Raw genomic sequence first — 26,335 nt, 5'->3', positions numbered from 1 at the left:
ATTTAAACGTTTCAAAAGATATTTTTATTTCATAACCAAAATTAAAATAGCAAATAATCAAGTAAATATGAATATGGATAAAAAGTAATATAAAAAAATTAACTGCATTTGTTATTGAATATTCAGAATTTTTCTTGTATTATCTAATTAACAAACATACCGACTGGTTAGTATCTAATGTTTGTTTAAAAATGAAGCGAAAGTTTTGAGAAAAAATAGGGGCTTTATGAAATAAATACTAATTTTAGGAGGATTTGAAATGCACGTAAAAGAGTTATTTGATTTAACTGGGAAAGTAGCAATTGTAACTGGTGGTGGACGAGGTCTTGGTGAACAAATTGCGAAAGGATTCGCTGAAGCAGGTGCAAATGTTGTACTTTGTTCTCGAAATGTAGAAGCATGCCAGGAAATTAGTGAAGAATTGAAAAGTTTAGGTGTAGAATCTTTTGCATTGAAGTGTGATGTAACAAACAAAGAGGATGTGCAAAAAGTAGTTAACGAGACGAAAGAGAAATTTGGCAAAATTGATATTTTAGTAAACAATAGTGGTGCATCTTGGGGAGCACCAGCTGAAGAAATGCCATTAGAGGCATGGAATAAAGTAATGAATGTTAATGTAACCGGTACGTTTTTAATGTCTCAAGCAGTAGGGAAAATCATGTTAGCACAAAAAACCGGAAAAATTATAAATATTGCTTCTATTGCCGGCTTAGTGGGAACGAATCCAAACGTAATGAATGCTGTTGGTTATAGTGCAAGTAAAGGTGCAGTGATCAGTTTTACAAAAGATTTAGCTGCGAAATGGGGTCCAAGTGGGATTTATGTAAATGCATTAGCTCCTGGATTTTTCCCGACAAAAATGTCTAAAGATGTTATTTCCCACGGAACAAATGAAATATTAGAATCTATACCACTCAAGAAATTTGGAAATGAAGACGAGCTAAAAGGTGCGGCTTTATTTTTAGCAGCGCCAGCTTCGAATTATGTGACTGGGTCTGTTCTAGTTGTTGATGGTGGAACATCGATCGTTTAATGTTTGAAACATCATAATCAAAAAGGAGTTTTGTAAATGGGCAAACTTCATCTTTTGATGAAAAAAGAAGAAATTGATGATCAAAAACTAAACGATGAAAAGATAGTAGTCGTTTTTGATGTATTGCTTGCTACTTCAACAATTACAGCGGCAATAGCCTTTGGTGCTAAAGAGGTCATACCTGTTATGAATGGACAAGAGGCAGTTCTTTTCGCAAATAAAAATTTGGACAAAGAATATTTATTAATAGGGGAATATGAAGGGAATACAATTGAAGGTTTTCTATCCCCTAATCCACTAACATTAAAGAAAATTGTTTCTGATCAGTCAATCGTTTTATCAACAACGAATGGAACAGTGGCGTTAAAAAATTCTCAAAAAGCAAAGAGAGTATACGCTGCATCGATTTTGAATGTAAATGCAGTTGCAAATCATTTAAGACAATCTTACAAAGATGAGTCTGTTATTTTAGTATGTTCTGGGTCGTCAGGACAATTTAATATGGAAGACTTTTATGGTGCAGGTTATTTTATTGATTGCTTAGTAAATCAATCATGTCCTTTCGATTTATCCGATGCAGCTAAATCTGCCCATTATTTTTACTTAGGGTTGAAAGAAAAATGTTTTGAGGTTTTAGCGGAATCGAATGTTGGTAAAATGTTAATTCGCTATGGATTTGAAGAGGAATTAAAATTCGTTAGTAGTAAAGGTATTTTTAATGTTGTACCGATATTTGCAGAGGGTAAGAGCGTAATTGATGTCAATTTTTCAAAGGAAACTATATAAATATTGTTCTATTAAACACTGTAACTTGTTAGTCAAAAACTAGTTGTGAAAGGGATGATTGAATGGATTTTTTATATTCGCAAAAAAGTAAGGAGCTTCAATTAAAATTAACAAAATTTATGGAAAGCAATATTTATCCTAATGAGCGAATATATGAGCAACAGTTAAATGCACAAGAAACTCGGTGGAGTGATGTACCTCCGATTATGGAAGAATTAAAACAAAAAGCAAAACAAGCAGGATTATGGAATTTATTTTTACCTGAAAGTGACCTAGGAGCAGGATTAACGAATTTAGAATACGCTCCATTATGCGAAATTATGGGACGATCTATGATTGGGCCAGAAGTGTTTAATTGTAGTGCACCAGATACAGGGAATATGGAAGTTTTAGAAAGATATGGTACGAATGAGCAAAAGGAAAAATGGTTGGTACCACTTTTAAATGGTGAAATTCGCTCATGCTTTTCAATGACCGAGCCTGAGGTCGCTTCTTCTGATGCAACAAATATTGAAGCGAGTATCAAAAAAGAAGGTGATTATTATATCATCAATGGTCGAAAATGGTGGTCGTCAGGAGCGGGGGATCCTAGATGCAAAATTGCAATATTTATGGGAAAAACGAACCCGGATGCACCTAAGTATGAACAGCAATCTATGATTCTAGTCCCGTTAAATACACCTGGTGTAAAAATTGAAAGGGTATTACCAGTATTCGGTTATGATCATGCACCGCATGGACATGCAGAAATTACGTTTACAAATGTAAAAGTTCCTGCAAGCAATATTTTATGGGGAGAAGGGAAAGGATTTGCGATTGCACAAGGTAGACTTGGTCCAGGTCGCATCCACCATTGTATGAGATTGATTGGAGCTGCCGAACGGGCACTCGAAGAAATGTGTAAGCGTGTTCAAAATCGAGCAGCATTTGGTAAGCCTATTGCAAATCAAGGCGTTATTCAAGAGTGGATTGCTAATTCAAGAATAGAAATTGAGCAAGCTAGATTACTAACCTTAAAGGCTGCATATATGATGGACACTGTTGGTAATAAAGAGGCGAAAGCAGAAATTGCAATGATAAAAGTCGTCGCACCTTCAATGGCTTTACGAGTAATTGACCGCGCTATTCAAGCCTTTGGTGCTGCAGGTGTATCTGATGATTATACGTTAGCTGCTCAATGGGCAAATGCCAGAACGCTAAGATTAGCTGATGGTCCAGATGAAGTACACCGAGCGCAATTAGCAAGATTAGAATTAAAAAAATATGCTACAGAAAAAAACTTCTCTACAATAAAAAGTTAATTCAAATTAAATGACAAGATTGAGAGAGGATCGATATGAGACTAAAAGATAAAGTCGCAGTTATTACAGGCGGAGGTAGTGGGATCGGGCGTGCAACTGCTATCCGCTTTGCAAAAGAGGGAGCAAAAATTGTTATAGCAGATATTAATGAAGTTACTGGCGAAGAATCGCTAGTTGTTATAAAAGAACAAAATCAGGAAGCAATTTTCATAAAAACGAATGTAGCCGAAAGCAAAAGTATTCAAAATTTGATGAAGCGAGCTGTTGAACATTTTGGTAGAATTGATATTTTGTTTAACAATGCTGGAATAGGAAACTCCGAAGTAAGAAGTGTAGACTTAGCAGAAGAGGAATGGGATCAAGTAATCGATATTAATTTAAAAAGTGTATTTTTAGGCATAAAATATGCAATTCCTGAACTTAAAAAATCTGGTAATGGTGTGATTATCAATACTGCTAGTTTACTAGGTTTAAAAGGACGAAAATATGTAAGTGCATACAATGCTTCTAAAGGTGGAGTAGTATTATTAACGCAAAATGCAGCATTAGAGTACGGAAAATATAATATTCGAGTAAATGCAATTGCTCCAGGAATAATTGATACAAATATTATAAAGGAATGGAAAAATGATGAAAGAAAGTGGCCGATTTTATCTCGTGCAAATGCACTTGGTAGAATAGGGTCTCCAGAAGAAATCGCATCAGCTGCACTTTTTTTAGCATCTGATGAAGCATCATTCGTGACTGGAGCAACGTTATCAGTTGATGGTGGAGGATTAATATTCTAATCTATTAGGTTTGAAAGGTTGTTTAAAACAATATTCATGATCAGAAATGGAGAGTTATGTATGTCAACAAATAAAGTTTGGTTAGCTCACTATCCTGAATATATTGCAAAAGAACTATCAATTCCGACAAAATCAATTCCAGAAATGTTTAACGAAACTGCTGAAAACTATCCTAATCATTCTTGTCTATCATTTTATGGTAAAAAAAATACGTATAAAGAAGTACAGTCGGCAGTAAAGAGATTTGCTTCTGCTTTACAAAAAAATGGCATTGAAAAAGGTGACCGTGTAGCGATCATGCTTCCAAATTGTCCCCAATATGTTATTTCATATTATGGAATTCTAACTGTAGGTGGTATCGTAACCCAAATAAATCCAATGTCTGTTGAAAGGGAACTAAAGGAATTATTAAATGACTCAGGAACTGAAACGATTGTTGTATTAAACAGTTTGTACCCTACGGTCAAACCGTTAATTGAAGAAACAAATTTACGGAAAATTATAGTAGTAAATTTAACTGGTACAGAAGAGAATTATGACGAAGGAATATCATTTGGAAGCTTTTTGCAAAGCGGAAATCTGGAATCGAGACCAGTTACAATTGATTCTCATGAAGATGTTGCAATTCTTCAATACACAGGTGGAACTACTGGACGTTCTAAAGGAGTAATGCTAACCCACCGAAATCTATACGCAAATATAATGCAGCAAAGTGAATTTTTTAAAGGCGCATTCAATCCTGGTTGTGAGCGGGTCTTATCCATCATACCGTTTTTCCATGTTTATGGAATGACTGTATGTATTAATTTAAGTGTTTTTATGGCAAACGAAATGATCATCCTACCACGATTTGAAATTGAAGAAGTTTTAAATACGATAAAGAATGAACAACCTACGCTATTTCCTGGCGTTCCAACAATGTATATTGCTTTAATAAATCATCCTGAGTCTGAAAAATATGGAATTGATGCAATTAAGCTTTGCAATTGTGGAAGTGCACCGATGCCAGTTGAACTCATGAAGCAATTTGAAAAAAAGACAGGTGCTACTATTTTAGAAGGCTATGGATTATCTGAAGCATCTCCAACAACTCATAGTAATCCAGCATTTGCAACAAGAAAGCCTGGCACCGTGGGAATCCCTTATCCATCTACTGATTCAAAAATCGTTGACATAGCTAGCGGATTAGACGAAGTTCCAGTAGGTGAAATTGGTGAATTAATTATTAAAGGACCTCAAGTAATGAAAGGCTATTGGAATTTGCCAGAAGAAACGGCAAATACAATTAGAGATGGATGGTTATATACTGGTGATATTGCGAGCGTCGATGAAGATGGATACGTTTCAATTTTAGATCGAAAAAAGGATATGATTATAGCAAGTGGCTTTAATGTGTATCCTCGGGAAATCGAAGAAGTAATTTATGAGCATCCTTACGTAAAAGAAGCTGTTGTAATAGGTGTACCCGACTCTTATAGAGGTGAAACAGTTAAAGCAGTGATTGTACTTAAAGAAGATAAACTTCTTACCATTGAAGAAATGAAGGAATACTGCAAAAATCATTTAGCGACATATAAAGTTCCACGAATCATTGAATTCCGAAACGAACTACCTAAAACGAATGTTGGCAAAATATTAAGGAGAGCTATTAGAGAAGAAGAAAGCTCTATCTATCAAGGGTAATGAAAATTCTTTAATACTGCAATTACCTCCGGGGAAAGCGAGCATCCTGCAGTGGAAATCAACCACATACTTATTTATCAACATATAAAAATTGGATTATGATAAAACCTTCCTTGTACTATGATATAATTCTATTGAATTTTTAAGATTGCGAGGACATCTAATGAAACAAAAAATAAAGGAACACTCTATACAGCTATTTGATAAAAAAGGATTTACGAGTACATCCATTCAAGATATCGTCGAATCGATCGGAGTTACAAAAGGAACTTTTTATTACTATTATACAAGCAAAGAACAGCTTCTAATGGAAATTCATCTTCAATTTATTGATGAAGTATTAAATGAGCAGGAAGAAGTTATTAATGATTCTAAGAGAAGCTTTTCAGATAAGCTATTTGAAGTCATTTATTTAAGCTTAATGGACATTAAAAAGCAAGGTCCAAGTGCAAAAGTGTTTTATCGTGAAATGAGACATTTAAATCCTGAAAGTTTAACAGAAATTAAAGCAAAAAGAGATTTATACAGATTTAATATTGAGAAACTTCTTAATGAAGGAATTAAAAATGGTGATTTAAGATCAGATTTAGACGTACCAATCGTTTCATTCGGTATATTAGGTGTTATGAACTGGAGTTATGAATGGTATAACGCAGAAGGACAAAAAAATGCATTTGAAATAGCGAAGTCATTTCAAGAAATGATCTTAAAAGGGATTAAAGTAGGGGAGTAATCAATTGTCTCCTTCTCTTTTACATACCGACCAGTTAGTATTGGTAAATACAAAATAATTGATAAAGGTAGGTTGTTTTATGGAAAAATTCACCGTTACACCTAGATTTTGTGAAACCGATGCATTAGGTCATATTAACAATACTAGTTACTTTATTTATTTAGAAGAAGCGCGAATTAAATTCTTCCAATCGCTTGGCTATTCAATGAATCTAGATGATTGGAAGTTTATTCTAGCGTCTACAAAATGTGATTTTGTGAATCAAGGTCAATTTAATCAAAAATTGTCAGTATCAACCTATATTTCAAGAATAGGAAACAAAAGCTTTCATCTCGAACATGAAATTTGTTGTGAAGAGACAAATCAGATGATTGCTACAGGTAATGCGATCATCGTATTTTTTAATTTTAAAGAACAGCGTAGTGAAGTACTTCCTGAGTTATTTAGAGAACAGTTAGAAAGGCATTTAGTTGTTAAGTGACTGAATTTTCTAAAATGAAGGAGGGGTAAATATGGCTGAAACGGTAGAATTAGAAACGATTCAAGTTCGCAAAGGTGAAGAGTTAAATCCTCATGTTTTACATAAATTTTTAGAAAAAAATATTGATGATCTACCAGATGGAGAATTAGCGATTCGTCAGTTCTCAGCAGGTCATTCAAACTTAACCTATTTATTAAAAATTGGAGAATGGGAAGTTGTGTTAAGACGGCCGCCACTTGGCCCAGTTGCTCCAAAAGCACACGATATGAAAAGAGAATTTCGTATTTTATCAGAAATACATCCACACTTTTCGGCTGCACCTAAGCCAATTTTATATTCTGAAAATGAAGTAATTGTAGGTAGTCCATTTTTCATTATGGAAAGAAAAATTGGTGAAGTATTTGACTCATCATTTCCTCCACATTTAAACGTAACAATTGAAGATCGAAAAAGATTATCTACTGTAATGGTAAATAAGCTGGTTGAGTTACACTCCATTGATTATACAAAAACAAAACTCCTAGAAATAACGAAACCTGAGAATTTTATGGAAAGACAAGTTACCGGCTGGATTGGACGGTATAACAGGGCAAAGACTAGTGAAATTGCAGAGGTTGATCGACTCATGAGTTGGTTAGTCAATAATGTACCAAAAAATCATCATTCATCTATCATTCATTATGATTTTAAATTGAATAATTCGATGTTTAGTCACGATTTAAAAGAAATAATTGGACTGTTTGATTGGGAAATGGCAACAATCGGTGATCCATTAGCTGATTTAGGTGTAGCTTTATGTTATTGGATTCAAAATGATGATCCAGATTTATTAAAATTTGGATTAGGTAAGCCACCTGTAACGATACAAGAAGGATTTATTACAAGAAATCAATTTATTGAGGAGTATGCAAAGAAAAGTGGCAGAGATTTATCAAACATACATTACTATATGGCTTTCGCTTATTTTAAATTAGCAGTAATTGTTCAACAAATTTTCTATCGATTTAAAGCAGGTCAAACAAGTGATCAGCGTTTTGCAAAGTTTGATCAATTCGCAGAAAATCTGATTAGGATTGCCAATGAAATAGCAGTTAAATAGATTCATATAAAAGGAGTGTAATAAATGAGTAAACAACATTTAAGTAAACAACATTTATTAGTAGAAGTTAAAGAGCGGATTTTAACTTTAACGCTAAATAGACCCGAAAGTCTAAATTCTTTTAGTTATGAAATGTTGAATGGTATGACTGAAGCGCTTAATGAAGCAAAACTGAATCCGGAAATTAAAGCGATTGTACTGAATGGTGCAGGTCGTTCATTTTCAGCAGGTGGAGATGTTAAAACGATGGGAAACGTCACTCCAAATGCAGTATATGAGCATATAGGAATCTTAAATATAGTTATTAAAACGATTCGTGAAATCGAAAAGCCTGTCATTGCTTCAGTTCATGGATTTGCAGCCGGTGCTGGTTTTAACTTGGCTTTAGCATGTGATTTAATCATCGCAGCAGACGATAGTAAATTTGCTTTAAGCTTCTCTCAAGTGGGATTAATCTCAGATGGAGGAGGTTCTTATTTCCTACCAAGGTTAATTGGTCCATATTTAGCAAAACAGTTTTTCTTTACTGCAGAGCCAGTTCATGCTGAAAGAATGTATCAGCTAGGTATGATTAACACCCTCGTACCACCTGAAAATTTAGCTGAAGAAACAGTAAAATTTGCGAATAGAATAGCCGCAGGTCCTGGAAAAGCAAATGGAATGATGAAAAAACTAATTAATCAATCTTTTACATCAACATTAGATGAAATGCTAGAACTTGAAAGAATTACTCAGCCATTAATGGTAGCAACTGAAGACCATCAAGAAGGTGTTGCTGCATTTAAAGAAAAAAGAAAAGCGATTTTTACCAGTAAATAAAAAACTGAAAGGATGTTTACGATGCAATCAATTCAATTTAAACAATTTGGTGGACCCGAGGTATTAGAAAAAGTAGAACTTGAAAGACCAGTACCAAAGGGGAAAGAAGTATTAATTGAAGTGCATGCAGCAGGCGTCAATTATGCTGATACTGCGCGAAGACAAAATCAATATGTAGTCAAAACTACCTTGCCGTATGTACCTGGTGCTGAAGTTGCTGGAGTCGTAGTGGAAATTGGAGATGAAGTTAGCTCAGTAAAAATTGGTGATCGAGTTGTTTCAATGTTGGAATGTGGTGGATATTCAGACTTTGCTTTGACAGATGAGCGGTCAATTATTCCTTTACCGAATGAAATGGATTTTAAAATAGCCGCTGCATTACCCGTCCAAGGATTAAGTGCTTACCATATCTTAAAAACGATGGGTATGCTAGAACCAGGAGAAACCGTTTTAGTTCATGCGGCAGCTGGTGGTCTAGGTACTTTAGCAGTGCAATTAGCAAAGCTTTTTGGAGCTGGCAAAGTAATCGCAACAGCAAGTACAGATGAAAAATTACAGCTAGCAAAAGAGATGGGCGCAGATGTATTAATCAATTATACAGAAGAAGGCTGGGAACAAAAAGTACTTGAAGCTACAAATGGAAAAGGTGTAGATGTTGCCTTAGAGATGGCAGGTGGCGCTGTTTTTTATAAAACGTTAGATTGCTTAGCTTATTTCGGAAGATTAGTTATTTATGGTGTGGCAAGTGGCCAGCAAAGTAAATTTTACCCTTCCTCTTTAATGGCAAAAAATCAATCAGTAATTGGTTTTTTCTTACCACCCCTTTTGAGAAAAAAGGCTTTAATTAAACAAAGCTTAGAAGAGTTATTTACTTATTTAGCTGAAGGAAAATTAAAGATTACGATTGGAGAGGTATTTCCATTAAGTGAAGCAGCAAATGTTCATACGATATTGCAATCAAGAAAAACTGTTGGAAAAGTGATTTTAGAGCCGAGAAAATAATGAATTTTTCATATGAAAAACTTTGATCAGATGAAACGGGGGAAATTTAAATGCATTTACGCCTGACTGACGAACAAAAAATGATTCAAAAAACAATTCGAAAATTTGTTGAAAAAGAATTAATCCCTTTAGAAAATGAAGTACTTAGAAATGAACGTGAAGGTAGACCAGGCTTAGATTCCGCGGTTGAAAAGGAACTTCAATTAAAAGCAAAAAAAGCTGGTTTCTGGGGAATTAATACACCTACTGAATATGGTGGTGCTGATTTAGGCCAAATGATGTTAGCAATTATTTATATGGAAATTTCAAAAACATTCGTTCCTTTTAAATTTGGTGGTTATGCGGATAATATTTTATTTTATTGTAACGAAGAACAAAAAATGAAATATCTTATTCCTACAATAAATGGTGAAAAAAAATCATGCTTTGCGATGACGGAACCTAATGCGGGTTCTGATACTCAAAATATTAAAATGACCGCTGTAAAGGATGGGGATGAATGGGTATTAAACGGTGAGAAAACATTTATTACAGGTGGAAACGAAGCGGATTTTGTAATGGTCATTGCAATTACGGATAAAGAAAGACATCAAAAAACTGGTGGAAGAGATGGGGTAACTTGTTTTATAGTCGACCGGGTAATGGGTTGGAAATCTGAATTTATCCATACAATGGGCGAATGGGGACCAGCTGGTTTAGTATTTGATAATGTTCGTGTGCCTGAAGAAAATATTTTAGGTGAATTAAATGGTGGCTATAATTTAGGACTTGAATGGATCGGATTTGCAAGATGGATTGTTGGGGCTACAGCAGTTGGAGCAGCTGAACGTTTATTACAAATGGCCATTGACTATTCAAAAGAAAGGGAAACATTCGGTAAACCAATTGCTGAAAGACAAGCTATACAATGGCAAATAGCGGATTCTGCTGTTGAAATAGAAGCTGCCAGATGGCTCGTGTTAAATGCAGCATATACACTCGATCAAGGAGAAGACAATAGACATTTAGCATCAATGGCAAAACTATATGGTTCGAATATGGGAAATCGAGTTGTTGACCGTGTACTTCAAATTCATGGTGGAATCGGATATACAAAAGAACTTCCAATTGAAAGATGGTACCGTGAAGCAAGATTATGGAGAATATACGACGGTACTGATGAAATTCAACGATTAATCATTTCACGTAATTTACTAAAAGGGCATGTTAAATTAGGACAATACGTTTAAAAGATGGGAGAGAGGAATATGGCAGGAAGATTTGAAGGTAGAGTAGCCTTTGTAACAGGTGGTAGTCGAGGGATCGGAAAGGGAATTGTCGAATTATTTGCAAAAGAAGGAGCAAAAGTAGCTATTATTGATGTGAATGAAGAAGCACTTTCACAAATTGCTTTAGAATTTAAGCAGTATGAAATATACACTAAAGTTGCAAACGTTACAATTTCTAATGAAGTTGAAACTGCGATGAAAGAGGTACATGATACATTTGGTTCAATAGATATTGTAGTCAATAATGCAGGTGTTATTCGTGATAATTTATTATTTAAAATGACAGACTCAGATTGGGATACTGTTATGGATGTTCACTTGAAAGGTTCTTTTAATGTTGTACGTGCTGCACAAGCCTATATGGTTAAACAAAAATATGGAAGAATCATTAATATTTCGTCAACATCTGCACTTGGGAACCGTGGCCAATCAAACTATGCAACTGCAAAGGCTGGTTTACAAGGACTAACGAAGACACTTGCAATTGAACTTGGTAAATATGGAATCACATCTAACGCTGTGGCACCAGGGTTTATCGAAACTGAAATGACGAAGGAAACAGCAAATCGAATTGGTATTACTTTTGAACAACTTATCGAGGCAAGTTTAAGCCAAATACCAGCCGGAAGAACAGGTAAACCAGAGGATATTGCAAATGCAGTTGCTTTCTTTGCTGATGAAAAGTCTTCCTATGTAAATGGACAAGTTTTATATGTTGCAGGTGGACCTAAAGCTTAAAAAAATGAGGTGAATTTAATGTTTAAATCGTTTGTTGGTAAACGCTCTAAATTAGTAAAAAATACTGTAGAACGTGGTGCTGTGAAAAAATTTGCTGAAGCAATTGGGGATTTACATCCAATTTATGTTGATGAAGAATACGGAAAACAATCTAGATATGGACAAAATATTACTCCGACGACATTTCCTAGAGTATTTGACTATGGGAAAATAGAGAATTTTAACCTACCTAATGTTGGTCTAATTCATGGTGAGCAAACATTTGAATATAAAAGGCCACTTTTAGTTGGCGAAACCATTAATTGTTATACAGAAATTAAGGATTATTATGAAAAACGTGGTGGGCACGGGTTTATGGGGTTTTTAGTACTATCAGATAATGGAGAAGATCAAGCAGGCAATATTATATTTACTACTAAATCAGTTGTTATTATAACTGAAGAGGTTAGGAAGGTGTTAACGGTATGACAGTATTATTAGATCTACAAATTGGTGACTCGTTGAAACCTGTCATACTTGAACCAGTATCGCGAATTGATTTAATAAAATACGCAGGTGCATCAGGTGATTATAATCCTATTCATACAATTGATGAGGAAGCAAAGAAAGCTGGTTTACCTGGGATTATTGCACATGGCATGTGGACAATGGGGAATTTAGCGAAGCTTTTTTCAGATTATGTAGAAGTCGGATTTATTGAAAATTACTCCATAAGATTTAAAAATATGGTATTTCTAAATGATGTCATCACATTAAATTCTACACTTGATAAAGTTGATGAAAACAACCTACATTTTAAAGTAAACGCAAAGAACCAGAACGATGTAACAGTTATTACTGGTAAAATTTTATTTAAATTATATGAATGATACTGATTCTAATTGGGACTTCTAAAAGGAGTCCCTTTTGTATTTTACAATTTCAACTTCGATAAATGTTAATTTTACATTAAATAGGATTTGGATACAGTAGATTTACACATAATATTAAAAAACGAAATAGGTGAGAAAAATGGATCTTTCATTTGATAAATTATTAGAGCAATTTGATTTGAAAAAAAATGAACACCAAAAAAATTTGCATAAGGTTAACAAAAGAATAGATGAAATAGAATCTCATATGGAAGAAATTAAAAAGCAATTACATAATTTTGACCATCAAATTGTTAATATAGAAAAAGAATTAAAAACTACACTATCGATGATTAGCAGTGAAACTGAATCAAGCTCACATCACAATATAGATCATAATAATGGACATGACGAGCAAAACGAGCATCATGAACATCATGAGCAAAACAGACATCAAAAGCATCACAGAGGTCATGAACACCATCCTGATCATCCTAATTGGGCTGAAAATTTAATACATAATGTGGAGGAATTTTCAGCAAGTATATTTGAGCCTAAACATGATGGGCATCAAGAACATAAAGAACATCAAGAACATCAAGAACATCATGAACATGAAGACCATCAACCACATTTTGAGCATGAACACCATGAACAACATCAAGAGCAAAAAGAACATGAACATTTCGAGGAAAAGCAACATAACTCAAGAGTAGCCAATAGGAAAAAGTATAATAATCAAAATATAGAAAATATAAACCAGTATTCTGCAAGTACAGTGGACGAAAGTCAATCTAGCAGCACCACAACTGGATTAACGAGTTTTAATGAAAAAAATTATTCGGAATTATCATCTGATTTTACAAATCAAAATGAAGAACAACACGAACATAACAATCATGTTAACGCCTCTAATGAAAAGAAGACATCTGAACAATTATTAGAAACGGACTTTTCTGATTTATCAATTGATGATTGGGAGGACTCTACTACCAATTTATCGATGTCAGAATGGTTTGAAGTTGATCCTAATGATAAAAGATAGTATTAGTTGATTTAATTCTTGAATTTGGGGGCACTGTCTTAACCTATTCGATACATTAGCCAAATATTTGATATTGAATAAAATGGCGTTAGTTGGAAAATTATTTTGCACAGAGTAAATGCATTACTTCTTAAAAGTGAAGTAATGCATTTTTGCTTTTTGGAGGAAATACACTCTGATTTGGTGAATTTATCAATAGAATACTTTACCTAATTATGCATTTTTTAGCTATGAAATTTCATAAAGATATAAAATTGAGAATAATTAGAGTGTTAATATAGTGGGGGCGATAAAGATAATTCCATTAGGCTTTTTTGGTCGGAGTATGGGCTTTGTGAAAATTTGTGATTAAGTTAATTAATTTGAATAAGAAAATAGATAGGAGTTAATATGTCTACGAAAACAATAGTATTTACAGGTGGTGGCTCTGCGGGGCATGTAACACCAAATATCGCCATTATTAATGAATTAAATAAAAATGATTGGGATATCCATTATATTGGATCTAAAAAAGGAATTGAAAAGGAACTAATAAATAAAATTGAATTACCTTATTACGGGATTTCAAGCGGAAAATTAAGACGATATATAGATTTTGAAAATATTATTGATATGTTTCGAGTAATAAAAGGCTGTCTTGACGCAAGAAGAGCATTAAAAAAAATTAAGCCGAGTTTAGTTTTTTCAAAGGGTGGCTTTGTTTCTGTACCAGTAATCATTGCTGCTAGCACATTGAAAATTCCAATTTTTATACATGAAAGTGATATGACACCAGGACTTGCAAATAAAATTTCCCAGCGATTTGCTACAAAAATTTTCACTTCTTTTGAAGAAGCAAAAAATTATTTTCCAAAAAATAAAACAACGGTAATTGGTTCACCTATAAGAAAGGAATTATTAAATGGCTCAAGACAAAAGGGCATAGAATTCCTTAATTTTAAAAGTTATATACCAATATTAACAATTATGGGTGGAAGTTTGGGTGCAAAGAAAATCAATGAAACTGTTAGAGAATCATTACAGGATCTAACGAAAAAGTATCAGATTGTCCATCTATGTGGTAAAGGAAATATTGATGAAAATTTAAAAAATATTCAAGGATATAAGCAATTTGAATATATTCATGACGAACTAGCAGACGTACTGGCCGCATCTCAAATGACTATCACTAGAGGTGGCTCAAATGCAATATTTGAATTTTTAGCATTACATAAACCGATGTTAATCATCCCACTTACGAAAAATCAAAGTAGGGGAGATCAAATTTTAAATGCAATTTCTTTTAAAGAAAAAGGCTTTGCATTAATGATGGAAGAAGAGGATTTAACGACTAAATCACTCCAAGAATCGATTGAAGAACTTCAAACTAAAAAGGACTTTTTCATTACCAATATGAAATCATCGAATCAAAGTGAAGCACTTGATATACTACTTGAGGAAATAAATAGTAATTAATTCGATTAAAGCATTCTTCTAAATAAAGGAAGAAATGCTTTTTTGTTGAATAACTCTAATGGGACTAAGAGAATTATTGTAAGAAGAAGGTGGAAAATTTGATTACAGAAAAACAATTAAACGAAATTAGCATTTTACAAGATACATGCGAAAAATTTGATGAAATAACGTTAAAGTTAAACTGGGAAATGTTAAGAAATAGAAGAAAAGATGTAAAAGAAGATTTCTTTCACTATGGAGAAAATCAATTAGTTGGATTTTTAGCGACTTATTATTTTGGAGAAAAAGTTGAAATCTGCGGTATGGTTCATCCGGATTTTCGACGAAAAGGAATTTTTTCTAGTTTGTTAAATGAAGCACTGAAATCAATAGCTCCGGCCACTACCATTTTATTAAATGCTCCTGAAGCTTCAGCATCAGCGAAAGAATTTATTCGAAATCAAAAAAAATGTACCTATTCTTTTTCTGAATATCAAATGGCTTGGAAAAACCAAGAAGTAAAAGAATTTACACCAATCGTTAAATTCGCGAAAGCAGAGCAATTAGATTTCACATTTATTTCAAATTTAGATGTTGTATGTTTTGGATTTGAAAATAGCGATGCCCAGAAGTACAATCAACGCATCTTAAACGAACCTAATCGGGACTTATTTATAATAGAAGTAAATGATGAAAAAATTGGTAAGATGAGTTTGCTTCGTGAAAAGAATGAGAGTTGGATTTATGGATTTGCAATACTTCCTGAATACCAAGGTAGGGGATATGGAAAAAATGCATTACTCCAAACCATTCAAAAAGAAAACGAGATTGGAAACGAAATTCATTTAGAAGTTGCTCTAGAAAATAGTAACGCGAAGAAATTATATATCGATTGTGGATTTAGACAATATAACACGCAAGATTATTATAAGATTAGCCAATAATTTGTAAGAGACTGTCTGTTTTTTAGACAGCCTCTTTTTTTATGTAATACATTAATTTTATCCTTATGAAAATATCTATGTTACACTAGAAATGGATTAAATGGTAAAGGGTGAAAGTTTTGGAAAAAATAAGAGGATTTGAAGTAGCAAAAGGATTTGAAAATTGTGGAGTGAATCTACCAAAAAGAGCAACGACTCATGCAGCTGGTTATGATATCGAATGTATTGAAGAGACAATTATCAATCCAAACGAGATCAAACTTGTTGGTACAGGGTTAAAAGCGTATATGCAAAAAGACGAATTTTTAGCATTATTTGTGCGCTCGTCTACACCGTTAAAGAAAGGTTTAATGAAAGGAAATGGGGTAGGGGTTATTGATTCAGACTACTACAGCAATCCTTCAAACGATGGCCATATCATGATGCAATTAATAAATGTATCAAAGGAGCCCGTTATCATTCAAAAAGGTGAGAGAATTGGACAAGCTGTTTTCCAAAAGTTCTTATTAGCTGATGATGATTTCGCTGGTGAAGAACGAGTAAGTGGTTTTGGAAGTACTGGCAAATAAAAATGCAGAAATAAAAAAAGAACTCGATCTGATCGAGTTCTTTTAATTTTGTAATTAATCTAACATTCTTGCAAGTTTTGGTGATAAAGCAAGTAAGATTAAGCCTGCAACGATTGCTGCTCCACCTACTACTAAGAATACTTGTAGCATACCAAGAGTTGTTGTAAATGCAGCTAATTGACCACCAACTAAGTTTGCAATGAAACTAGATGATAACCATACACCCATTAATAATGAAGCAAGTTTAGCAGGTGCATAACGAGATACTGCTGATAAACCAACTGGTGAAAGTACTAATTCAGCAATTGTATGGAAGAAATATGTCATAACCATGAATAACATGTTTGCTTTTACAGTAATGTGATTTGGATCAGAACCTGTTTTCATAACTGCCATAATTGTGAAAGCGAAACCAACACCTAATAGGATAAGACCCATTGCCATTTTCGCAGGAACACTAATATTTTTACCATTTCTTGCCATTTTAATCCAGATCATAGAAAGAACTGGAGCAAAAAGCATAATGAATAATGGGTTAACAGATTGGAACCATGCAGATGGTACATTGAAGCTTCCAACTTTAAGATCTAAGAAACGCTCAGTATAAAGTGTTAATGATGAACCAGCTTGTTCAAATCCAGCCCAGAAAAATACTACGAATGCAGCTAAGATAAAGATAACTGTAGTACGTTGTTTTTCCTTTTTAGTAAGAGGAACATCCTTAACTGATTTGTTGTTACCCTCATTCACAACTTTAGCGTTAGGTTTAGTACCTAAATCACCTAAATACTTTTGAGCTAATACGTTAAAAATAATTTGACCAATAATCATACCGATCGCAGATGCTAAGAAACCATAACGGTAACCAAATAAATCATCGCCAGCAGCATTTTTAGACATAAATAAAGTTTGTGCTAAATAACCAGTAACAAGTGGAGCAAAGAATGCACCTAAGTTGATACCCATGTAGAAGATTGTGAATGCACCATCACGACGTGGGTCATCTCCTTCATAAAGTTCACCAACAATTGTTGAAATGTTTGGTTTGAAGAAACCATTACCGATAATCATTAAAATTAAACCAAGATATAAACCAGTTGAAGAATGAATACCGAATAATGCGATATTACCAGCTGCCATAATAATACCACCAATTGTAATAGCAGCACGCTTTGCAAGGAAATTATCTGTAATCCAACCACCAATGATTGGAGTGAAATATACTAGTCCAGTAAATAATCCATAAAGTTGTAGTGCCCAAGCATCTTTAAATCCAAGTCCACCTTGAACTACTGAAGTTGTTAAATAAAGAACTAAAAGTGCACGCATTCCATAATAACTAAAGCGTTCCCAAGCCTCAGTTGCAAAAAGTAAATAAAGGCCAGGTGGGTGTTTCGTTTTTTGATTTTGCTCGTTTGATGAAACGTTTTGTTTTGCTGCTACGCTCATTCAAATTCCTCCCTCATAAGTGCTATTCTGTGTAATTTTCTGTATGAATATTTATTGTCGTCAATTCATATACTATTCTGTCAATTTATTGTAAAAAATAATTTCCGAATTCAACAAATTTCGACAATTTGAGTTAAAAAAAATTTCTAACTATTTTCATCAGAACAATACTACTAAATTTATATCTAGATCCGCCAAAAATAACTTGGGACCAATTTACTATTTTAGTATAACACACAACAGCGTATTTCTGTAAAGTTTTTTATATTGTCAGACAAATCTAGTAATACTGATTTTTCTCATTAAACTAGTATTTTTAGACCTGTCGAATGACCTGTATTAGTACAGCCTAATCAAAAAGACCTATATCTAAATAATAATAAGTTTTTGAAATATTTCAAGGGTTTTTATTATTTTTTACTTTAATATTATAAAAGTTTAATTAAACAAAAGAATGGGAATTGTCAAAATATGTCGAAATGAAAATAGAATGTTTTGTCCTTTTTTAATATTCAATTAATTCATATGGACGATTTTCTAAAATTTGGATATACTAAAAGAACTATATATGAAACGGAGTGATGATTATGGGAAAGTTAATTAATTTAGTTCAGAAGAAGGTAAAAAGTAGAGGACAAAAAATGGAGTAAATCTTCATAATTGTCCTTATATAATTGGAGGACAAAATGAATTTAAAACAATTAGGTTGGAACGAAGCGTTCGGAGAAAAGGATCAAAATACTGTAGTTGCAAGAGTTATATCTGAACAAAGACAAATTTATAAATTGCATGATGGAGAAAATGAACTAACTGGTGAAGTTTCTGGGAAATTTCAATTCCAAGCAAAAGTAAAAAGTGATTATCCATCCGTTGGAGATTGGGTTGTTATTGATCTGTTAAAAGGTGAAAACAAAGCTATTATTCAAAAGGTATTGCCGAGAATAAGTCAATTCTCAAGGCAATCTGCAGGAGAAAAAACTGAAGAACAAATAGTAGCTGCTAATATAGATTACGTGTTTTTAGTAATGGCATTAAATAACGATTTTAATATAAGAAGATTAGAACGTTATTTACTTGTTGCATATGATAGTGGGGCTAGTCCAATTATCATTTTAACAAAAAAGGATTTATGCACTGACCTACCAACCAAAATTGCAGCAGTTGAAGAGATTGCATTTGGTGTACCGATTTATTCTGTAAATAGTACAAATGGAGAAGGTATAGAAGAACTGAAACAGCTCATAACATCCGGGAAGACTGTTTCCTTACTTGGTTCTTCAGGTGTTGGTAAATCTACATTATTAAACGCGTTAATCGGTGAAGTAATTCAAATAACACAGGACGTACGTGAAGGTGACGATCGTGGTAAACATACAACTACACACCGCGAATTATTTTTCCTACCATCTGGTGGAATGGTTATCGATACACCAGGTATGCGAGAACTACAGCTTTGGGGTGGAGAAGAGCATATAAGGTCGACATTTACAGATGTCGAAGAATTAGCTAAATCATGTAAATTCTCAGACTGTACACATGAAAACGAACCAGGATGTGCGGTCAATCAAGCAATCGAAAATGGTGAACTAGATCAACAAAGACTCACAAGCTATCGTAAATTAATGAGAGAACTAGCGTATGCAGAACGTAAACAAGACGCATCACTAGCTAGACAAGAAAGAGATAAGTGGAAAAAAATTAGTAAAATGATGAATACTAAGTCTTATAAATAAGGGAGAAGAGTATTTATACTCTTCTTTTTCTTTTGAGATTTTAGTGACTTTTATGGGGTTGTTCATGAGTAAGTAAAAATGCATGAATGTACGAGTTAGTGACTTATAAGGGGTTCATGGGTAAGTACAAAGGCAAAAATCCGAGATTTAGTGCCTCATAAAAGGTTCATGAGTAAGTAGAAAGGCAAGAAACCGGGATTTAGTGCCTCATAAAAGGTTCATGAGGAAGTACAAAAGCAAAAATCCGCTATTTAGTGCCTCATAAGGGGTTCATGAGGAAGTACAAAGGCAAAAATCCGCGATTTAGTGCCTCATAAAAGGTTCATGAGGAAGTACAAAGGCAAGAAACCGGGATTTAGTGCCTCATAAGGGGTTCATGAGGAAGTACAAAGGCAAAAATCCGGGATTTAGTGCCTCATAAGGGGTTCATGAGGAAGTACAAAGGCAAAAAAACGGGATATAGTGCCTCATAAGGGGTTCATGAGGAAGTACAAAGGCAAAAATCCGAGATTTAGTGCCTCATAAAAGGTTCATGAGTATGTAAAGAGGCAAAAATCCGAGTTTACCTTACTCATAATGAGTCCAAGGGTACTTACATAATTCCTCAAAAAAATCTCAGTCTTAAGACCGAGATAAGACAATACTTAAGTTTGTATCAAAACGAGCAAAAAATAGATAAACTACATAGTAGAATAGTTAATAACAAAAGCTTTCGATTGCTATTAACAAGCTAGTTTAGTGAATAGAGGAGAGCTATATGAAGCGATTTAGACGATTGTCTAGCAATGAATTAACTGGATTATTATTCATAATTGCAGGCATAGGATTATTATTTGATCTATTTTTAAATCCTTTTGCAATAATCGCAGCTGGGGTAGGTATTTATTTATTTCAGTATGGGGCAAAAAAACGTAAAGTTTACCCTTCTACATCTGCGAATATCGCGTTTTTCGGAGGAATCATTTTATTTATCAGTAATGTATTTCAATTGAAATCCATCTTAGGGGTATTATCCTTTATTGTGATTTATGTTGGATATTTAATATTCGTTAATTCTAAATTTAACGCAAAGGTCATAGTTCCAAACATAGTTGAAACAACGAATACAGGAATCTTTGAAACAAATTCTCTCATTTCAAATCGATTTTTCACAAATATCCATCTAAAAAATGATTCATTTGAATTAGATGATGTAGATTATTATTTTGGGATTGGAGATGTCATAATCGATCTTTCGGAGTCATTTATTCCTGAAGGAGAGACAGTGCTGGTATTAAATGGAATCATCGGTAATATTACTTTGTATGTGCCATATGATTTAGAAGTCTCTATTCAGCATTCTACTTTATTAGGGAAAATTAATATCCTTAAAAATAAATTGAACGGATTTAACAAGAATTGTAAGTTCACTTCTAATGATTATAAAGAAGCTTCAAGAAAGTTAAAAATTGTCACTTCTTTAGCGATCGGAAATATTGAGGTGACAAATAAATGAAAATTGACAAAGGTATCTTTTTATCAATCTGTCTGGCTGCATTTACATCAAGTATTTTAATCTGTGGCGTTGTTTATTATTTCATTGATCATACTTTTCTTGATAAATTACTTTTGTATAAAATTGGAAATTTTTCTTTATTATTAATATTATTTGTAGCAATCATGATCATATCAATTGTTTATAGTACAGCTGTTTTGAGCACGATTCGTCATAATGAAAAAGCATTATTAGAAGGTATAGCAAAGGCAGAAAATGGAATTTATCATAAAGAATCAGAGCATTCAATTCGGTCAATTGATAACGAAATCGAATTAAAACTTCAAAAAATATCTAAACAAATTGAAGATTCAAGGAAGACTGTTCAAAAATTAGTAGATGAAAAGAAATTAATTGAATCTCAGACAATTGAAGATGTCGTAACAAAAGAGCGACATAGACTAGCGAGGGAATTACATGACTCAGTTAGCCAACAATTATTTGCGATTTCGATGATGATTTCTGCGATCAATGAACTTGGTGAAACTACATTTAAAGAACAATTACAATATATTGAAAAAATGGCGATTAATGCTCAATCAGAAATGCGTGCACTTTTATTACATTTAAGACCAGTTCAGTTAGAAGGTAAAAGCTTAAAAGAAGGCGTAGAAAAGCTTCTAACTGAATTAACAAATCGTCAAGCTCTTCAATTAAAATGGAAAATCGATGATATTTCACTCTCAAAAGGTGTAGAGGATCATTTATTTAGGATTATTCAAGAAGCATTATCGAATACTTTAAGGCATGCAAATGCAAAAACTTTTGAAATACGAATTAGAAAAATTGAAGATTTTGTATTAGTTCGAATGATTGATGATGGAATTGGGTTTGATACCGAGAACCGAAAAACTGGTTCGTATGGATTGCAATCAATTAGTGAACGTTCTTCTGAAATTGGTGGAACGGCAAAAATAGTAAGTATACCAAAAAGAGGGACCCAGATTGAAGTAAAAGTTCCAGTAATTGAATAGAGGTGGGAAATTTGATCAAAGTCGTGTTAGTTGATGATCATGAGATGGTAAGAATGGGTGTTTCTACATATTTAAGTACTCAATCTGATATTGAAGTGGTTGGTCAAGCAAGTAATGGAAAAGAAGGCGTAGAACTTGTATTAGAAAAACGTCCTGATATTGTATTAATGGACTTAATTATGGAAGTTATGGATGGAATTGAAGCGACGAAACAAATAATTTCAAAATGGCCAGAAGCAAAAATCATCATTGTTACAAGTTTTATTGATGATGAAAATGTTTATCCTGCCATTGATGCTGGTGCAATTAGTTATATGTTAAAAACATCTAGAGCTAGTGATATTGCAAATGCAATACGAACGACACATAAAGGTGGATCAGTTTTAGAACCAGTTGTTACTGGGAAAATGATGAATAGAATGAGAAAATCTACCCAACGGGAATTACATGATGATTTAACGGCTAGAGAACAAGAAGTACTTCATTTAATGACTGAAGGTAAGTCAAATCAAGAAATCGCCGATACTTTGTTTGTTTCATTAAAAACGGTAAAAACGCATGTAAGTAATATTTTAACGAAATTAGAAGTGGTCGATCGAACTCAGGCAGTAATTTATGCTTTTAGACATGGAATTGTTGAACAAAAATAGATTTATTTACAAAAAGAAGTCAACAATGGCTTCTTTTTTTCTATTTTTATAAGAAGATTTGAAGCAATATTTTAGATAAATAAATAATAATGGTAAGATAGTTATATTCGTTTTATTTATTTTGGAAGGAGCAGTTAATTGAAGATAAAATTGAATCATAAAATCATAAAAGAACGCTGCGGTACAGTCTCCTTCAAAAGGGGTGACTCTTTTTATCGCGCAAATAAAGTACAAATCGAAAAAGTTAATGAAGATTCTTGTACCGCAACAGTTATAGGAAATGAAGATTTTACCGTTCATGTAATAAAAGAAGGAAATGGGGATTTTTATAGTAAGTGCACATGTCCTAAACTAGCTTCAATTAAAACAGATTGTCAACATATAGCTGCAGTTTTAATTTCGATTTTTGAACGTCAGAAAAACGAGGGAAATCCTTCAGAAATTGATGTTTTTATGGAAAACTCCGATAGATCGAATGGTATTTTAGAACTTTTTCATGATAAAACGTTTCGTAAAAGCGGACAATTAAAGCATTTTGACGATCGGCAAATAATTGATTTTGAGTTTATTTGCGAAGTCGTTGAATTGAGTGAAGGCTATAAAATCCTTGGAATTGCGATGACATTTGGAAAAATGAAAGTAGAAAATCTACGAAATTTTTTAAAGGATGTTAATGAGGGTAAAGCAAGTAAAATTTCGGATGATATTATTTTTGACCCTAATTTACATTGTGTACAAAATGAAGTTAATCGAATTTGGGAACTTTTAATAAAGCTGTTAGATGATGAAAAAATGTTTAATGATCATTTGACTAAGAAAAATGAATACATATTCATTTCTCCGACAATTTGGAACCAATTCATCAATTTATTAACGGTTACAGAAAACGTCAAAATACTTGAAAATGGAATACCATTTAATGGAATTTCATTTACCGAAGATAAATTACCATTGGATTTTGAAATAGAGCATTTAAGTGATCAATACTTTTTAACTGTAAAAGGAATTGAGCAATTAACGATAATGGAAGCTTATTCAACAGTCTTATATCGTGGAAGAATATATAATCTTAATGTAGAGGAATTTAATCGACTTGTTGAGTTAAAACAAATATTTAAAAACACAGCACATGAAAAAATAAATATTCCAACAGACCAAATCCATCTTTACGTTGAGAAAGTAATTCCAGGTCTTTTAAAGCTTGGGAAGGTGCAAATACCTTCTTCATTATCAAACCAATATTCTGAAATTCCGTTAAGAGCAAAGCTATATTTAGATCGTATAAAAAATAAATTACTTGCTGGGCTTGAATTTCATTATGATCGTATCGTGATTAATCCGCTAGATAAAAGAGAAATTCAACTTAGTAAAACGTTAATTAGAGATGAAGAAAAAGAATTAGAAATATTACAATTAATGGAAGATAGTTCATTTTCAAAAACTGAAGGTGGCTATTTCTTACAAAATGAGGAACTTGAATACGAGTTTTTAAGAAATATTGTACCGAAACTTGAAAAACTAACTGAAATTTATGCAACAACTGCAGTTCGAAATAGAATTTTTAAAGAAAATAAGAAGCCTCAAATACGGGTTAATTTAAAAAGAGAACGAACGAATTGGTTGGAATTTAAATTTGAATTAGACATTCCTGAGAAACAAATCAAAGAAGTATTATTAGCTCTAAAAGAGAAACGGAAATATTATCGGTTACATGACGGTACTTTGTACTCGCTTGAAACGAGAGAATTACAAGAGATAAGGCGATTTTTAAATGCAGTACCTGAGCAAGAGTTTGATTATGAAAGTGTATTAAACTTACCGATAAAAAATGGTCTATATTTATTAGATTCTGCGGAAGAAACTAGTTTATTTAAAATTGAAGATCGTTTTCATCATTTTTATGAGAGTTTAATAAATCCAAATGAAATAGTAGAAGACGTACCTAAAACCTTGAAAAATCTGTTACGGGACTACCAAATTTTTGGGTATAAATGGATGAAGAATTTAGCTAAATTCGGATTTGGAGGAATTTTAGCGGATGATATGGGATTAGGTAAAACAATTCAAAGCCTTGCATATATACAATCCGTTTTAAACGAAATCCGTTCATTTAATACACCAATTCTAATTGTTTGTCCTACCGCATTAACGTATAACTGGTTAAGCGAAGTATTCAAATTTGTACCGGAAATTCAAGCGCTTATCATTGATGGAAATAAAAATGAGAGATTGAAAATTCAAAAAGAACTAGTCAATATTGATGTATTAATTACCTCTTATTCGATGTTAAGAAATGATATAAAGTGGTACGAGAAACAAAAGTTTCATACAGTATTTTTTGATGAAGCACAGAATTTTAAAAATCCTTTTACTCAAACAGCTAAAGTTGTTAAAAAGCTAAATGCTGATCAACGATTTGCATTAACAGGTACGCCAATTGAAAATTCACTCGAAGAACTTTGGGCAATTTATCATGTAGTTTTTCCAGAATTATTTGGCGGGTTAAAGGAATTTAGTAATTTGACTAGGAAAACCATCTCCAAAAGAGTTCGACCTTTCTTATTAAGAAGATTAAAAGAGGATGTACTTAAGGAACTTCCAGAGAAAATCGAATTGAAGGAATCTGTTGAATTGCTACCAGAACAAAAAAAATTATATGCAGCATATTTAGCAAAACTACGACACGACACACTAAAGCACTTAGCAGTGGATAAATTTACATTAGGCAAAAACCATATAAAAATTTTAGCCGGTTTAACCCGTTTAAGACAAATTTGTTGCCATCCAGCTTTATTTATAGATGGTTATGAAGGCAGTTCAGCTAAGTTTGAACAGCTATTTCAACTAATTGAGGCATCAAAAATAGCCGGTAGAAGAGTATTGATATTCTCTCAATTTACAAAAATGTTAGATTTAATCGGTAGAGAACTATCAATTATGGGAGAACAATTTTTTTATCTAGATGGACAAACTCCGTCTGAAGAACGACTATCTATCTGTAATCGATTTAATGCTGGTGAACATAACTTCTTTCTAATTTCATTAAAGGCAGGTGGAGTGGGACTCAATTTAACTGGAGCTGATACAGTTATTCTTTATGATAATTGGTGGAATCCTGCGGTTGAAAACCAGGCAACAGATCGAGCATACCGTTTCGGTCAAATGAATGATGTTCAAGTGATCAAACTAGTCGCTAAAGGTACGATTGAAGATAAAATGAATGAACTACAAGAGAAGAAAAAACAATTAATAGGAGAAATTATTGAAACGAATGGAAAACCTTCATTTAATATAACAGAAGAAGACATTCGTGAATTATTAATGTTTTAAGATAATTGCCGCTCGCCTGAGTGGCTTTTCCCTTTCCATCGAAAAAGCTCTTGGCTTCGTTTTATTTCATTCTTAAAAGTTTGAAAGCGAG

24 protein-coding genes are annotated in these 26,335 nt (G+C 33.1%); 23 read left to right on the top strand and 1 reads right to left on the bottom strand.

Annotated elements, in window-relative coordinates:
* Positions 1–259 precede the first annotated feature (259 nt).
* The 18 genes from COI44_RS20215 (at position 260) to COI44_RS20130 (ending at position 16,574) form a co-directional block, all read left to right on the top strand.
* The gene (locus tag COI44_RS20215) at positions 260–1,033 is read left to right on the top strand and encodes an SDR family oxidoreductase (RefSeq protein WP_098429551.1); all 774 of its coding nucleotides are present in this window, start codon (positions 260–262) and stop codon (positions 1,031–1,033) included.
* A 36-nt stretch (positions 1,034–1,069) separates the two neighbouring features.
* Positions 1,070–1,819, top strand: coding sequence for a 2-phosphosulfolactate phosphatase (locus COI44_RS20210; RefSeq protein WP_098429550.1), 750 nt, complete (start codon positions 1,070–1,072; stop codon positions 1,817–1,819).
* A gap of 62 nt (positions 1,820–1,881) precedes the next feature.
* Positions 1,882–3,120 carry an acyl-CoA dehydrogenase family protein gene (locus COI44_RS20205; RefSeq protein WP_098429549.1) on the top strand — a complete coding sequence of 413 codons (1,239 nt, stop codon included), beginning with the start codon at positions 1,882–1,884 and terminating at the stop codon, positions 3,118–3,120.
* A gap of 35 nt (positions 3,121–3,155) precedes the next feature.
* Entirely contained in the window at positions 3,156–3,908 is a 753-nt protein-coding gene (locus COI44_RS20200; protein WP_098429548.1) for an SDR family NAD(P)-dependent oxidoreductase, read from the top strand.
* 60 nt (positions 3,909–3,968) lie between these two features.
* Complete coding sequence (locus COI44_RS20195) at positions 3,969–5,591, top strand: long-chain-fatty-acid--CoA ligase (RefSeq protein WP_098429547.1); 1,623 nt, start codon at positions 3,969–3,971, stop codon at positions 5,589–5,591.
* Between the two features lie 163 nt (positions 5,592–5,754).
* The gene (locus COI44_RS20190) at positions 5,755–6,324 is read left to right on the top strand and encodes a TetR/AcrR family transcriptional regulator (RefSeq protein WP_098429546.1); all 570 of its coding nucleotides are present in this window, start codon (positions 5,755–5,757) and stop codon (positions 6,322–6,324) included.
* Between the two features lie 79 nt (positions 6,325–6,403).
* Positions 6,404–6,805, top strand: a complete 402-nt coding sequence (locus COI44_RS20185; RefSeq protein WP_098429545.1) for an acyl-CoA thioesterase — start codon at positions 6,404–6,406, stop codon at positions 6,803–6,805.
* A gap of 31 nt (positions 6,806–6,836) precedes the next feature.
* A complete protein-coding gene (locus COI44_RS20180) occupies positions 6,837–7,904 on the top strand; it encodes a phosphotransferase family protein (protein ID WP_098429544.1) in 1,068 nt (355 codons plus the stop codon).
* A gap of 24 nt (positions 7,905–7,928) precedes the next feature.
* Entirely contained in the window at positions 7,929–8,723 is a 795-nt protein-coding gene (locus tag COI44_RS20175; protein ID WP_098429543.1) for an enoyl-CoA hydratase/isomerase family protein, read from the top strand.
* Positions 8,724–8,744: 21 nt separating this feature from the next.
* Positions 8,745–9,725, top strand: coding sequence for a quinone oxidoreductase family protein (locus tag COI44_RS20170; RefSeq protein WP_098429542.1), 981 nt, complete (start codon positions 8,745–8,747; stop codon positions 9,723–9,725).
* A 50-nt stretch (positions 9,726–9,775) separates the two neighbouring features.
* Positions 9,776–10,954, top strand: coding sequence for an acyl-CoA dehydrogenase family protein (locus COI44_RS20165; RefSeq protein ID WP_098429541.1), 1,179 nt, complete (start codon positions 9,776–9,778; stop codon positions 10,952–10,954).
* An 18-nt stretch (positions 10,955–10,972) separates the two neighbouring features.
* Positions 10,973–11,731, top strand: coding sequence for a 3-oxoacyl-ACP reductase FabG (fabG, locus tag COI44_RS20160; protein ID WP_098429540.1), 759 nt, complete (start codon positions 10,973–10,975; stop codon positions 11,729–11,731).
* 18 nt (positions 11,732–11,749) lie between these two features.
* Positions 11,750–12,199 carry a MaoC family dehydratase N-terminal domain-containing protein gene (locus COI44_RS20155; RefSeq protein WP_098429539.1) on the top strand — a complete coding sequence of 150 codons (450 nt, stop codon included), beginning with the start codon at positions 11,750–11,752 and terminating at the stop codon, positions 12,197–12,199.
* Positions 12,196–12,600 (top strand): MaoC/PaaZ C-terminal domain-containing protein, encoded by a 405-nt coding sequence (locus tag COI44_RS20150; protein WP_098429538.1) that lies wholly within the window; start codon positions 12,196–12,198, stop codon positions 12,598–12,600. Before COI44_RS20155 ends, COI44_RS20150 begins: the two co-directional genes overlap by 4 nt.
* A gap of 142 nt (positions 12,601–12,742) precedes the next feature.
* On the top strand, positions 12,743–13,627 hold the full coding sequence (locus COI44_RS20145) for a hypothetical protein (protein WP_098429537.1): 885 nt from the start codon (positions 12,743–12,745) through the stop codon (positions 13,625–13,627).
* A gap of 390 nt (positions 13,628–14,017) precedes the next feature.
* Entirely contained in the window at positions 14,018–15,082 is a 1,065-nt protein-coding gene (locus COI44_RS20140; RefSeq protein ID WP_098429536.1) for an undecaprenyldiphospho-muramoylpentapeptide beta-N-acetylglucosaminyltransferase, read from the top strand.
* A gap of 98 nt (positions 15,083–15,180) precedes the next feature.
* Positions 15,181–16,005, top strand: a complete 825-nt coding sequence (locus COI44_RS20135; RefSeq protein WP_098429535.1) for a GNAT family N-acetyltransferase — start codon at positions 15,181–15,183, stop codon at positions 16,003–16,005.
* A 119-nt stretch (positions 16,006–16,124) separates the two neighbouring features.
* Complete coding sequence (locus COI44_RS20130) at positions 16,125–16,574, top strand: dCTP deaminase domain-containing protein (RefSeq protein WP_069032426.1); 450 nt, start codon at positions 16,125–16,127, stop codon at positions 16,572–16,574.
* A 54-nt stretch (positions 16,575–16,628) separates the two neighbouring features.
* On the opposite strand, the gene COI44_RS20125 is transcribed toward COI44_RS20130, so the two are convergent.
* Positions 16,629–18,023: a peptide MFS transporter gene (locus COI44_RS20125; RefSeq protein ID WP_098429534.1), complete on the bottom strand. Its 1,395-nt coding sequence runs from the start codon at positions 18,021–18,023 to the stop codon at positions 16,629–16,631.
* 686 nt (positions 18,024–18,709) lie between these two features.
* Here COI44_RS20125 and rsgA point away from each other — a divergent pair.
* The 5 genes from rsgA to COI44_RS20100 all read left to right on the top strand — a co-directional run bounded on the left by rsgA (position 18,710) and on the right by COI44_RS20100 (position 26,244).
* Positions 18,710–19,756, top strand: coding sequence for a ribosome small subunit-dependent GTPase A (gene rsgA / locus COI44_RS20120; RefSeq protein ID WP_098429533.1), 1,047 nt, complete (start codon positions 18,710–18,712; stop codon positions 19,754–19,756).
* Between the two features lie 757 nt (positions 19,757–20,513).
* Positions 20,514–21,251, top strand: a complete 738-nt coding sequence (gene liaF / locus COI44_RS20115) for a cell wall-active antibiotics response protein LiaF (protein ID WP_098429532.1) — start codon at positions 20,514–20,516, stop codon at positions 21,249–21,251.
* A complete protein-coding gene (locus tag COI44_RS20110; protein WP_098429531.1) occupies positions 21,248–22,264 on the top strand; it encodes a sensor histidine kinase in 1,017 nt (338 codons plus the stop codon). The genes liaF and COI44_RS20110 overlap by 4 nt, the downstream gene beginning before the upstream one ends.
* A gap of 11 nt (positions 22,265–22,275) precedes the next feature.
* Positions 22,276–22,914, top strand: coding sequence for a response regulator transcription factor (locus tag COI44_RS20105; RefSeq protein ID WP_056476946.1), 639 nt, complete (start codon positions 22,276–22,278; stop codon positions 22,912–22,914).
* A 138-nt stretch (positions 22,915–23,052) separates the two neighbouring features.
* Positions 23,053–26,244, top strand: coding sequence for a DEAD/DEAH box helicase (locus COI44_RS20100; RefSeq protein WP_098429530.1), 3,192 nt, complete (start codon positions 23,053–23,055; stop codon positions 26,242–26,244).
* The last annotated feature ends 91 nt before the right edge of the window (positions 26,245–26,335 follow it).

This window comes from Bacillus sp. AFS088145 (assembly GCF_002564465.1).
Lineage (GTDB): Bacteria > Bacillota > Bacilli > Bacillales > Bacillaceae_G > Gottfriedia.
The sequence above is the reverse complement of the archived record's forward strand: the minus strand, read 5'-3'. Positions and strand labels throughout refer to the sequence as shown.